This is a genomic window from Siphonobacter sp. SORGH_AS_1065, from assembly GCF_030818595.1.
Classification (GTDB): Bacteria; Bacteroidota; Bacteroidia; order Cytophagales; family Spirosomataceae; genus Siphonobacter.
In genome coordinates this window covers 4,322,230-4,335,000 of sequence record NZ_JAUTAM010000004.1, presented here as the reverse complement: position 1 = coordinate 4,335,000, position 12,771 = coordinate 4,322,230, and the positions used below count along the sequence as shown (strand labels likewise).

12 protein-coding genes are annotated in these 12,771 nt (G+C 43.7%); 6 read left to right on the top strand and 6 right to left on the bottom strand.

The features are described 5' to 3' along the window. Window positions 1-144: 144 nt before the first annotated feature. Window positions 145-576 (bottom strand): hypothetical protein, encoded by a 432-nt coding sequence (locus tag QE390_RS18755; protein WP_307143301.1) that lies wholly within the window; start codon window positions 574-576, stop codon window positions 145-147. 154 nt (window positions 577-730) lie between these two features. On the opposite strand from QE390_RS18755, the gene lepB reads away from it, so the two are divergent. Beyond that, window positions 731-1,879: a signal peptidase I gene (gene lepB / locus QE390_RS18750; protein WP_307143300.1), complete on the top strand. Its 1,149-nt coding sequence runs from the start codon at window positions 731-733 to the stop codon at window positions 1,877-1,879. 82 nt (window positions 1,880-1,961) lie between these two features. Here the strand turns inward: lepB and QE390_RS18745 are convergent, their stop codons facing one another. After that, entirely contained in the window at window positions 1,962-2,348 is a 387-nt protein-coding gene (locus QE390_RS18745) for a hypothetical protein (protein WP_307143299.1), read from the bottom strand. Between the two features lie 140 nt (window positions 2,349-2,488). Here QE390_RS18745 and QE390_RS18740 point away from each other — a divergent pair, with 140 nt between their 5' ends. After that, a complete protein-coding gene (locus tag QE390_RS18740) occupies window positions 2,489-2,851 on the top strand; it encodes a hypothetical protein (RefSeq protein WP_307143298.1) in 363 nt (120 codons plus the stop codon). A gap of 155 nt (window positions 2,852-3,006) precedes the next feature. Here the strand turns inward: QE390_RS18740 and QE390_RS18735 are convergent, their stop codons facing one another. From QE390_RS18735 to QE390_RS18725, 3 genes are all read right to left on the bottom strand, one after another. Continuing rightward, complete coding sequence (locus tag QE390_RS18735) at window positions 3,007-3,696, bottom strand: hypothetical protein (protein ID WP_307143297.1); 690 nt, start codon at window positions 3,694-3,696, stop codon at window positions 3,007-3,009. A 166-nt stretch (window positions 3,697-3,862) separates the two neighbouring features. Next, entirely contained in the window at window positions 3,863-5,761 is a 1,899-nt protein-coding gene (locus QE390_RS18730) for a CocE/NonD family hydrolase (RefSeq protein WP_307143296.1), read from the bottom strand. Between the two features lie 31 nt (window positions 5,762-5,792). After that, window positions 5,793-6,263 (bottom strand): hypothetical protein, encoded by a 471-nt coding sequence (locus QE390_RS18725; protein WP_307143295.1) that lies wholly within the window; start codon window positions 6,261-6,263, stop codon window positions 5,793-5,795. Between the two features lie 248 nt (window positions 6,264-6,511). On the opposite strand from QE390_RS18725, the gene lepA reads away from it, so the two are divergent. The 4 genes from lepA to hslV all read left to right on the top strand — a co-directional run bounded on the left by lepA (window position 6,512) and on the right by hslV (window position 12,402). After that, window positions 6,512-8,302, top strand: coding sequence for a translation elongation factor 4 (gene lepA / locus QE390_RS18720; protein WP_106638231.1), 1,791 nt, complete (start codon window positions 6,512-6,514; stop codon window positions 8,300-8,302). Window positions 8,303-8,542: 240 nt separating this feature from the next. Continuing rightward, the gene (locus QE390_RS18715) at window positions 8,543-9,670 is read left to right on the top strand and encodes an acyl-CoA desaturase (protein ID WP_307143294.1); all 1,128 of its coding nucleotides are present in this window, start codon (window positions 8,543-8,545) and stop codon (window positions 9,668-9,670) included. 325 nt (window positions 9,671-9,995) lie between these two features. Beyond that, window positions 9,996-11,666 (top strand): pyruvate dehydrogenase complex dihydrolipoamide acetyltransferase, encoded by a 1,671-nt coding sequence (locus QE390_RS18710; protein WP_307143293.1) that lies wholly within the window; start codon window positions 9,996-9,998, stop codon window positions 11,664-11,666. A gap of 190 nt (window positions 11,667-11,856) precedes the next feature. Then, on the top strand, window positions 11,857-12,402 hold the full coding sequence (gene hslV / locus QE390_RS18705; RefSeq protein ID WP_106638228.1) for an ATP-dependent protease subunit HslV: 546 nt from the start codon (window positions 11,857-11,859) through the stop codon (window positions 12,400-12,402). 59 nt (window positions 12,403-12,461) lie between these two features. On the opposite strand, the gene QE390_RS18700 is transcribed toward hslV, so the two are convergent. After that, entirely contained in the window at window positions 12,462-12,641 is a 180-nt protein-coding gene (locus QE390_RS18700) for a hypothetical protein (protein ID WP_307143292.1), read from the bottom strand. Window positions 12,642-12,771 lie beyond the last annotated feature (130 nt).

The window sequence follows — 12,771 nt, the reverse complement described above, 5'->3', positions numbered from 1 at the left end:
GTCAAATTTGACGCGTCAAATTCGTACAAAAAATGAAGAATATCAGCTTTTGAAGAAAATTATTTAGAAATATTCTAAATAATCAAACTTTCCATGAAGTCAGATGGCCAGTGATCAGGAAGGTAACCCCTGACGAGAGGTAATTTACTTGACCCGAATGTACTTTTCAACGATGGTATGATTAATACCCAGTTCTTTGATTTCCTCCTTGCCCGTTTGAATAAGGGTATCCTGACGAAATTCAATCGTAAACTGAAAGCTTTTGCCTTCATAAGGCCGATAGCTGCAATACTCTACGTGTTCGGTGTATTGGTCCCCTTGCCAAGTGTAGGTACCACCGCCTCCGGCAAAAAAGGCAGTAGACGAATCTTTCCCGGCCTTCAAATCATGATTCAGAAAAGAGAAGTGAGTGTCATTGAGGATCTTGATCATTTTCCGACCGGAAAGGTCATCCGAAGTAGTCTTTCCCGCTTCAATTTTCTGGGCAGCCACCAGTTCCCAGCTTCCTTTTAATTCATTTTTGGGTTGACACGCGGTAATGAAAAGGAGAGCGAAAGCACAAAAGGCGAGTTTCATTGGAGTATCATAGGTTTTAGAAGTCGTGAAGTAACAAAAAAGCATTGGATTTGAGTGTCTTTCTACTCAGATCATGGACCGTTGGTGTAAAAGATTTAGAGTCAGATTCAAAAGCTTTCTACTTTGAGACCAAGTCTTTATAACTATCGGTCCTATGTTCAAATTCAAGTCAAAGAAACCAGCTTCGGCGAGGAGAGAGTGGTTAAATTCACTGGTGTTTGCGGTCGTAGCTGCTACACTGATTCGTTTTTTCACTATGGAAGCCTTTGCCATTCCTACGCCTTCGATGGAAGCAAATCTGATGGTAGGCGATTTTCTGTTGGTGAGTAAGCTTCATTACGGAGCCCGCACGCCACAAACGCCCCTGCAATTACCATTGACGCACCAGAAAATCTGGGGTACTGATTTGCCTTCTTATACGGATGTCATTCAGTTACCTACGTATCGGCTGCCCGGATTCACGGAGGTGAAAAATAATGATGTCGTCGTATTTAATTTTCCTCCCAAAGTGAACGGCGAGAAGGACCATCCGGCCGATTTGCGAAAACATTTGATTAAGCGATGCATCGGTATGGGTGGAGATGTGATTGAGGTGCGTCAACAGCAAGTGTATGTCAATGGAAAGAAACAAGCCATGCCTGAGAAGGCTCAGACAAGTTACCTGCTCAAAACCAGTGAAGTGCTAGACGAGCGTTTCTTTAGAAAGTATAATCTGGTGAATGATTACCAGTCAGCCGAGGGGCCGTTTATTAACTGGAACCCTATAGAGGTATATAATCAAAAAACACAAAAAAATGAACTTGTAGGGTATCAGATTCTGACTACAGAAGCTACAGCCCAGCAGTTACGCCAACTGGATTGGATAAAAGGAGTGGAACCCTTAACGGCTTTGGTGGGGGAGAAAGAATCGGGCATCTATGGCACCTCCGTTTATCACTGGAACCGGGATAACTTTGGTCCTTTAGTCGTTCCCAAACAGGGAATGACCATTCCCATAAATGCAAAAACCATTGCCCTTTACGGACTGGTTATGGAACGTTACGAGCATTTAGAAAACGTGAAAGTAAACCCTGATCAAGTTGAAGTTAACGGCAAAAAGATTCAATCGTATACCTTCAAACAGGATTATTATTTCATGATGGGAGATAGCCGGCATAACTCCGACGATTCGCGATACTGGGGCTTCGTTCCCGCCGATCACATCGTAGGGAAAGCCGTGTTCGTCTGGATGTCCATCGACCCGGTAGCGGCACAGGTCTGGAATAAAATTCGCTGGAATCGGTTGTTTTCGGTTATTAACTAAAGAATGAGGCTAATGTCTCATTCTTTAGTATTTTTCGGCCTTATGGTTGGTGATGCTCCGCTAACTCTAACCATAAAGTAGCTTACTTAAGTTGCTTGACTTGTTTCTTAACATCCGTATAAAATGAATCAGGTAATTTGGGAAATTTCTTTCTATATGCTTCTTCTAAAAATGTAAGGATTTCTGAAAGATCTTTGGGATGTTTAACTAAGTCTTTTCTTAATTCATGAATAATACCCTTACTAATGGCTGTATAATAGCCGTATTTAGCAGTGGGGTACATATCTTTAAGCTTATGAGTGCCCCACTTCGCATCTCCAATTTCTGAAGTGTCTCCTTGGGCAATCAAATTAAATTGACGAGCTGCAAGTGTATTATAAAGTTCTAAAGCTTTCTCTGTACGAAGCTCTTGGGCCGCTGTGCAAAAGGAAAAGCTTAAAATTGTAAAAAAAGTGATAGTGATTTTCATAAAGTAAGGTTTTAGTTTAACTTCTGGTACATCCACTCATACATCCATCATAAAAATACACTCCATACATTGTTGCTAATTGATCAACAGCTTCAGGAGAGAGTCCACTTTTTCAACGTTCAGTATAAACTTAAAATTTTATGTTAGAAAAAATTAAAGAATATTTCGGGTTATTTCATGACTCAGTTATTAAGGAAATTCGCTATTCTTCTCCTAGAAAAGCATCTGATATTTCAGTAGAATTAATAATTCATTGTAAGAATATCAGGGAAAACTGGGTATATCAAACGGTATCTTTCAGTTTTATTAGTGTATCTAGCTTTAGATTCATTGATGAGCAAGGATGGAACACTGTAATTAAAAACGCTTTGCTAAAAATGAATGATGAATTGATAATATGTGACTTCGATCCAATTCTTAATAATGACGACTCTATGGAAGAAAATATTAACTCGACACTATGTATTATTTGTGAAGAAGTTAGTTTTAATATTATTTCTTGATAAATATTGGAACTGTAAGTATTACTACATATACTGTCTTGGCGAAGCATTCTATGCTGGACATCACTCGGACCGATGGATAAATGTCAGTGTGTCATTGACTGCAATAGTTACAACGGTCTCACACTTATAATAGTTAGCGTAAAATGGGGCAATTATTGAGTAATTTGATTTACAATAGACTCTAATATTACATAAAATTTATTTCTTAACTGAAGACCTTTAGGATGCATAGTCATATAACTATGAACAGGTAAGCTTGGGTGAACGCATTGGTATAAATAATTTTCCTCAATCGTATGGTATTGTAATCCTTGAAATACACGTTGAAACTGTTTTTCGTAATCCCATCCGGTTAAGAAAATAACAGCGTCTGGATTTACGACATTGATTTCATCAATTAGCAAATCAAAGCCTATATTATTAGCTTGTTGTAACTCTTTAGTTGGCGTGGTTTTATTGGAGTCACATTTAGAAAAGTTAGTCCATAAATAACCTAATGGATAATCTTCTCCATTCAATTGTAAATAACAGGCTCTAATAAAACGCCAGAAAGGACTATTTCTGCCGTGATAATCTTCGCCAAATTTAAACTCTTTGTAGGATTCAGTTATATAATTCACATTCAAGTTTTCTTGTTCATTCATTGTGCCGAGCCATCCATATGTTTCTTTTCCAACGTATAAGACTTTGTACTTGACCTGATCGTAATCAGGGAAAGCCTGCATTAACAGAGGATAAGAAAATAGCTCGCCATTTAAACTAGTCACTTCTTTTAATTGAAGAAGATAGGATTTATAAAGATCATTAAGTTGATTATTAATGGAGAGCGAGTCTTTTCCCATGAGACAATTCAGGTCAATTAAAAGAGAATGTAATATGTACAAACAAGTATAGCTTATTCCTGTAAAGGTTATCAAAGTATACAGAATTATAAATGTTAAGTTAAGTTATATAGAAAAAGGGCGAAGAGTTTCTCCGCCCTTTTTCTATATAACCTAACTTAACAACCTACTTCACCACCCGCACCTTCACATGCGAAGGCTGGCTGGGCGTAGAATATACCTTGTGCATAGCCTTCTGGAAATCGGATTCGCTGGCTTTATAGATGTTTACAAATTTCTGAGGGTTGCGGTCTACCAGTGGGAACCAGGAGCTTTGGACCTGCACCATGATTTTATGGCCCTTCTTGAAGCAATGAGCCGCGTCCTGCATGTCGAATTTTACTTCTTCTACCTTGTTAGGCACCATAGCCTCGGGTTTGGAGAAGCTTTTACGGAATTTGGAACGCATTACTTCGCCGCGTACCATTAACTGGAAACCACCCATTTTTGTCCCCGGAATCGGGCTGTTGTTAGGAGCGTCGCCGGGGTATACATCAATGAGTTTTACCACAAAATCTGCGTCAGTTCCGGTGGTAGAGACAAATAAATCGGCCATAACGTTACCCGAAATGATTACGTCTTCCGCGAGCACGTCTGACTCGTACACCAGCACGTCGGGGCGGGTAGCTGCAAAACGCTGATCTTCGTACATAAAGTCAGCTCCACGGACGTTACGAATTTCGCTGGTAAAAGGCACGGATTTGCTGGGGTCGCTTAGGTATTCCATAAAGCTGGTGGGAGTCGCTTTTGGAGCCTCGAAGGATAACTTACCGTTTGCATGGAAGTACAAGTTTTTTTCCTGTGACTGCTTCGGCGGCCAGGCGTCATACTTTTTCCAGACGTTCGAACCCGTTTCGAAAATATAGGCTTTCGGTAATTGTGGGTCTTTTTCGCCTTTCAGGTGATGATTGAAAAAGGCCAGCTCGATGTTTTCCCGGTAAAAAGGCCCGGTATCTGAATCGAAGCGGATGTTACCCAGCACATCGCCCTTCACCCGTGACCAGCCGCCGTGAATCCAGGGACCCATCACCAGAAAATTGGAAGTTTTCGGGCTGTTTTTTTCGATTCCGGCAAAGGTCTTCAGCGGACCATATAAATCTTCCTGATCAAACCAGCCACCCACGGTTAAAATTGCCGGAGTAATGTTTTTCAGGTGCGGAACGGGCGTGCGGGACTTCCAGAATTCGTTATAACTCTCGTTCTCCATCATCTGATTCCAGATGACGTTTTCGCCCTTTAAAATCTTCTCGTTAATATTCTTGATCGGTCCAATATTCTTGTAAAACTCGTAGGAATCAGGCGTTCCGAAGTTGCTGAATTGGGGAGCCGTCTGTGTGGTAGGCTCGGGGCGGGGAGCACCGTAGGAAGACAGAAACGAGAAAGTTCCCATCAAAAAGAAAGCTCCATTATGGTGGCGGTCATCACCCATGAACCAGTCCGTTACCGGAGCCTGGGGCGAGGCCGCTTTCAGAGCCGGGTGGGCTTCAATGGCCGTCATGGTCGTGTAAAAACCCGGAGCCGAGATGCCCCAGGTACCTACTTTGCCATTATTAGTGGGGAGATTTTTCAGTAACCATTCGATGGTATCATAGGTATCTGAGCTTTCGTCAACATCGGTTTTTTTCGTCTTGTTAGGGATGAAGGGCTTTACCGCCACAAATTCGCCCTCAGACATGTATTTACCCCTGACATCCTGGTAGACAATAATATAGCCTTCCTTGGCAAAGAGCATCGAAGGGCCCAGACTCATTTTATATTTATCTTCCCCGTAAGGAGCAACGCTGTACGGCGTACGATCCAGCATAATGGGATATTTCTTTGACTCGTCTTTAGGTACATAAATCGAAGTAAATAGTTTCACCCCGTCCCGCATCGGAATCAGACGCTCGAGCTTACTATAGTTCTTGCGGATGTAGAGAGAATCTTCCCGCAAATTCCCGGGAATTTGGGCGAACGAATCCGTCGCAGTAGTAGCCAGTAGGATGCTGGTTGCTACCGTGACCATGGTTTTGAAAACGTGTTTCATATCAAATGGTTATGTGAATGCAAGAAAGGCTTTAGTTCGCAGGGGACGTGAGAGCATCGCGATTACGAATCCAGACGGCTTGTTGCAGGCGGTTATTCGCCATGCCGCTAACAACGCCGTTTCCGAGTCCAATGGCAATACCGGCTCCCCACCAGGCCCAGTAAGAGCGGCCTCGATTACCACCCACCTGGGTCAGACCCACAATGGTAGTACCGAGGGACGCAACGGTTAGGATCGACGAGATATTTTTAAGCTTACGGTACCCCCGGTATTCAGCCATACCGTAAGGGGAGAACTCAAACTCCTTTTGCAAGTTGCGTTGACCTAAACCGGACGAATAGGCTTGACCTCCTTTGGCAAAGCGGGTGCCATTGGCAAAAACAAAAATGGTTTCACGGTCATAAGCCCGGCGAAGGCTGTCCCGGCGGAAGTCCTGGAGCGTTTGGGATTTGGCGGGATGAAGGCCCGCCAGTAAAAGCACTAAAATCAGTAATTTCTTCATGGGAGAGGGTTTACTTCTTCCATTGCAATATCGGACGAAGAGTTGATTTTTTCACACGAATGCGATTTCCCGTATTCATTTAAGGCCTTTTCGCAGTAGTATTGCGACTTTTCAATAGATTGAGTGTATTTTTGTAGATTGGAAGGAAAGTCGAGTACACGCGTCCCGGCGTTTCGATTCATTCCAGGTATTCAGATAGCCTATAAGCTAAAAGCCAGCAGCCTTGGCTGTTCAACTAAACATAACACGTGAATAACATTCGCAATTTCTGCATCATTGCCCACATTGACCACGGCAAGAGTACATTGGCAGACCGACTAATTGAGCAAACCCAGACCGTATCCCAGCGACAAATGCAAAATCAGTTGCTGGATGATATGGATCTCGAACGTGAACGGGGCATTACCATCAAGTCGCATGCCATTCAGATGGATTATACGTTTGAGGGTCAGAAGTACGTGCTGAACCTGATTGACACGCCGGGTCACGTCGATTTTAGTTATGAAGTAAGCCGTTCCATCGCTGCCTGCGAAGGAGCCTTATTGGTAGTGGATGCTTCGCAGGGTATTGAAGCTCAGACGATCAGTAACTTGTATCTGGCTTTGGGACATGATCTGGAAATTATTCCTGTATTAAATAAAATTGATTTACCGGGTGCCATGCCCGAGGAAGTATCCGACCAGATTGTGGATCTGATTGGCTGCGACCGTTCCGATATTATTCACGCATCGGCGAAAGAAGGCATTGGCATTGCTGAAATTCTGGCGGCGATTATTCACCGCATTCCCGCCCCCAAAGGTGATCCCCAGGGAGGATTCCAGGGTTTGATTTTTGATTCGGTATTTAACTCTTACCGGGGTATCGAAGTAATCTTCCGGGTATATAACGGCGAAATTCGTAAAGGCGATAAGATTAAATTCATGGCGACGGGCCGTGAATATTTTGCTGATGAAATTGGCGTATTACGTCTGGAAAAGGAACCCCGTGACGTAATTAAAACGGGTGACGTAGGGTATCTGATTTCGGGTATCAAAACGGCAAAAGAAGTAAAAGTAGGGGATACCATCACCCGGATGGATAATAAGGCTACGGAAGCAATCAAAGGATTCGAGGATGTGAAGCCGATGGTATTCGCCGGGATTTATCCCGTGGATACCAGTGAATTCGAAGAACTTCGCGAAGCCATGGAAAAGCTGCAACTGAACGATGCGGCCCTGATCTGGGAACCCGAAACATCGGCGGCCCTGGGCTTTGGTTTCCGTTGCGGTTTCCTGGGCATGTTACACATGGAAATCGTGCAGGAGCGGCTGGAGCGTGAGTTCGATATGACGGTGATCACCACAGTTCCTTCGGTACAGTTCAACGTGGAGACGACGAAAGGGGAACACCTGAAAGTATCGGCTCCTTCGGAAATGCCCGAGCCTAATCACATTGATAACATTGAAGAACCCTTCATTGCGGCTCAGATTATCACCAAAAGTGAATACGTCGGAGCCATCATGAAGCTTTGTATGGATAAACGCGGCGTGCTGAAAAATCAGGTATATCTGACTTCAGACCGAATTGAGCTGCAATTTGAAATGCCACTTTCTGAGGTAGTTTTCGACTTTTTTGATCGTCTGAAAACGATTTCCCGCGGGTACGCTTCGCTCGATTATCAATACCTCGGTTTCAAAGAAGGCGACATGGTGAAGCTGGATATTATGCTGAACGGGGAGAAAGTAGATGCCCTGTCGGCCATTGTTCACCGGGATAAAGCCTATGAGTGGGGCAAACGTCTGTGTGAGAAACTCCGCGAGTTATTACCTCGTCAGCAATTCGAAATTGCTATTCAGGCTGCTATCGGACAAAAAATCATTGCTCGCGAAACGGTAAAAGCTCTTCGGAAAGACGTATTGGCGAAGTGTTACGGTGGTGACATCAGCCGGAAGCGAAAACTGTTAGAGAAACAGAAGAAAGGTAAAAAACGGATGCGTCAGGTGGGTAACGTAGAAATCCCGCAGGAAGCGTTTATGGCCGTTCTGAAACTAGAGAGCTAGGAAGTAGTTCAGGTGTGATACGGTTTGCATGTGTAAGCAACCGAATGACCCCATTTATATCATCCGTATCGTTTCGTACTGTACAAGTATAAAAACACGGGTTTTGAAAAAGACTCGTGTTTTTATATGCATTATACAAGCTACTTCGTTTTTATTCTCGTAAGTTTGAGGGATTGCCTTTACCAAATAAAGCCTAACCTACATTTCTTACACTTTCATCTAACCCTTTTTTTACTCTGAATGTCGAAACTCCGATTTGTTGACAAGCGGCGATCTACTTTCTTCGCCGATGCCCGCCACCGAGTTGATGCGTACTTCACTGAAAACAACATTCCTAAAACTGGAAACCGTGCGATGTGGAACAAGACCATCTTTTATATGGTCGTTTTTTGGGGTCTCTACGGACTGATCATTTCCAATCAGTTCAATGTTTGGGTGATGTTAGTGCTTGCCATTGCTTTAGGCATGACCTGTGCCTTCATTGGTTTTAATATTTGCCATGATGCCGTACACGGCTCTTTCGCCGCAGATTCAAAAACGAATAAGGCTTTAAGTTTGTGTTTTCACTTGATTGGTGGAAATCCTTACGTCTGGAGCCTTTCCCACAATGTGGTGCATCATACGTATACGAACATTCCTGGTCACGATGAAGATCTGGAAATTGCTCCTGGTTTGGTGCGTATTCACCACGAAGAACCGAATAAAAAGATTTACCGTTTCCAGCATTATTATGCCTTTTTGCTGTACGGACTGGCTTCGTTGAGCTGGGTATTACGAAAGGACTACGTAAAGTTTTTTCAGAAGGATATTGGAAAAACGGCCAGCGGCAAACACCCACGTAAAGAGTATTTCAACCTCTTTTTCTATAAAGCGGTTTATTACGCACTCTTCATAGTGCTGCCTTTGTGTGTGCTTTCCATTACCTGGTGGCAGTTTCTGATTGGCTTCCTGGTGATGCATTACTTTGAAGGACTGGTGCTGGGTTTAGTGTTTCAGTTGGCCCACATTGTGGAACATGCTGAATTCCCTGAGCCTAATGAAGACGGTAACATCGAAGAATCCTGGGCTGTCCATCAAATGCAGACCACGGCAAATTTCTCCTGTAATAGCCCTGTGGCTACGTTCTTATGTGGAGGTCTGAATTTCCAGATTGAACACCACTTGTTCCCCAAGATCTGTCACATTCATTATCCCGAGATTTCTAAAATCGTGAAAGCCACTGCGGCTGATCACGGCATTCATTACATTGAGAACAAAACCTTCTGGACGGCTCTGCAATCCCACTACCGGGTTTTGAGAAAATACGGGAAAGAGGAGTTTACACTGGAATCCGTAGAAGAACTTCAGCCTGTAGCCGTTCGAGCCTAATATTCCGAGCGAACGAAGAAAATCGTTAGGCTTTGATTATCAGGAATTGTAATTGTATAATTGTAATAATGAAATGAGAAAAGAGAGAAAACCCCTGCTGGTTTCTCTCTTTTTGCTTTATTTTGAGGGATTATTCAGGATTCTTTCCGAATCAGACGCAAAAGCTGAATCAAAAGGTAATCTTAAATGGTTGTATATAAATAGATTTAAACGAACTGATAATCAGTAGCATTGGAAAACTTAACAGGTTCCAATGCCGAAATCTGAGAATCAGACGTATTTTTGACTCGCAATTCTGTTCTAAACCCTTTCCGTTAGTTTACACATGGCAGAAGTAATTCGTATGCCCCTCCTGAGCGACACGATGACTGAAGGGGTCATCGCTGAGTGGCTCAAAAAAGTGGGCGATACCGTTAAATCCGGGGATATCCTGGCTGAAGTTGAAACCGACAAAGCCACGATGGAACTGGAAAACTACGCAGATGGTACCCTCCTGTACGTAGCCGCCGATAAAGGTCAGGCTATTGAAGTAAATGGTGTACTGGCTGTGGTAGGTAAACCAGGTGAAGATTATCAATCTCTTCTGGATGGTGAAGGTGGATCATCTAATGGTGCAGCCGCTGAAACTAAAGCAGAACCCGCTCCTGCTGAACAACCCAAAACTACTGAAGAGCCTAAAAAAGCAGAAGCCCCCAAAGCTGCGGTTGACTTATCCAGTATTAAAGCTACGGCTGTTCGCATGCCTCTGTTGAGTGATACCATGACTGAAGGTGTCATTGCCAACTGGGTAGTGAACGTAGGTGATAAAGTGAAAAGTGGTGACATTCTGGCTGAAGTCGAAACCGACAAAGCCACGATGGAACTGGAGAACTACGACGACGGCGTTCTGCTGTACATCGGGGTAGAAGCAGGTAAAGCTGCTCAGGTAAACCAAATCATTGCGATCGTAGGTGAAGAAGGGGCCAACTTCCAGGCTATTCTGGATGCTGAAAATGGCACTTCGTCGGCTCCTGCAGAAGCAAAAGAAGAAGCTCCTGCCGCATCTGTAAATGGATCTTCCGCTGAAGCTAGCCAGTCTAGTGATGCAGAAGGCCGTATCAAGGCTTCTCCCTTAGCTAAGTCTATTGCGAAAGATAAAGGTATTAACCTGTCTGACGTAACAGGTTCCGGTGAAAACGGACGTATTGTTAAGAAAGATCTGGATACCTTTACGCCAGCAGCGAAAGAAGCTCCAGCTCCAGCGGCTGCCGCTACTCCAGCTGCACAACCGGCGGCTCCAGCTCCGAAACCAGCGGCGGTTCCTGAACCAGTCGGTGAGTACGAAGATCTGCCCGTAACGTCGATGCGTAAAACCATCGCTCGTCGTTTATCGGAGTCTCTGTACACCGCTCCGCATTTCTATCTAACGATGGAAATTACGATGGATAACGCGATGAAATTCCGGGGTCAGGTGAATGAAGTTTCTCCCGCAAAAATCTCTTTCAACGACTTTGCGATTAAAGCTGCGGCTTTGGCTCTGAAACAACATCCTGCCGTTAATGCTTCGTGGTTAGGTGATAAGATTCGTCGTTACAAATACATCAACATAGGTGTAGCTGTAGCGGTTGAAGATGGTCTGGTAGTTCCTGTGGTTCGTAATGCTGATCAGAAAACACTTTCTACGATTTCTACGGAAGTGAAAGATTATGCAGGTAAAGCGAAAAGTAAGAAACTTCAGCCTAAGGAGATGGAAGGTTCTACCTTCAGTATCTCAAACCTGGGTATGTTCGGCGTAGAAGAATTCAATCCGATCATTAACTCCCCTGATTCCTGTATTCTGGCCGTTGGCGGAATCAAGAAGACCGTAGGTGTTAACGACGCTGGTGAATTCTTTGTTACCAATATCATGAAAGTAACTTTAGCGTGTGATCACCGGGCCGTAGATGGTGCCACGGGTGCAGCCTTCCTGCAAACGTTCAAGCAACTCATCGAAGATCCCATGCGTATGCTGGTTTAAATAGTTTGTTGTTAGTTTTTAGTTGATGGTTGTTAGAAATCAATTACAATTAAAACTGACTCATTCTTAAAATAAAAGGGTTGATTGTTAGGTGTAGTTGAACTAACAACCGATTAACAGTCAACCAACAACTAAAAAGCGGCTCCGGAATGTTATTCGGGGCCGTTTTTATAACCATGAAAATGATACTATGAAACCCGTGGAAATTCATTCGACTACCGTATTAGGAATTGTGCATAACGGCGAAGTAGTCGTTGGTGCCGATGGACAGGCAACGATGGGTAATACCGTCGCGAAATCTAATGTGAAAAAAATTCGTAAGCTGGCCGGGGGTAAAATCATAGCTGGTTTTGCAGGAAGTACTGCCGATGCGTTTACTCTGATCGAGCGTTTTGAGGAAAAACTCAATGCCTATGGTCAGAATATGAAACGGGCGGCCATTGAATTAGCCAAAGACTGGCGTACTGATCGCTACTTGCGGAAATTGGAAGCCATGCTGATCGTGGCTAATGCGGAAGAAATATTAATTATTTCAGGAACGGGAGATGTCTTGGAACCCGAAAATGGCATTGCGGCTATTGGTTCCGGTTCAAACTTCGCTCAGGCTGCCGCAATTGCTCTGAAGAAGCATGCGACAAATCTGACAGCCGAAGAAATGGTTCGCGAGAGCCTTCACATCGCTGCGGATATTTGTATTTATACGAACCATAATCTGGTTGTAGAGAAAGTAGGGTAACTACTATTAATAAAAGCTGGCATCGATAGCTCCTAAAGTTTCATGGGAAATAAGCAAAGCTAAGGTATACCGATGCCAGCTTTTTCGCTGGCATCATGAGTTGGTGGAATTAAAGTAACAATGAATAAATGATGGCTGGGGTGGTTGAAGCCAGTAAAAAGGCTGGCATCGGTGGCTGCTAAAGTTTTATGGCGAAAAAGCTGGAGGTATACCGATGCCAGCTTTTTTGCTGGTATCATGAGTTAGTGGAATTGTAGTAACAACAAACAAGTGATGGCTAAAGTGGTTGATGCCAGCTTTTTCGCTGGCATCACGAGTTATTGGATTTCTAGTAATGAAAGAATAAGCAATGCTGAAAATGAAAGATGC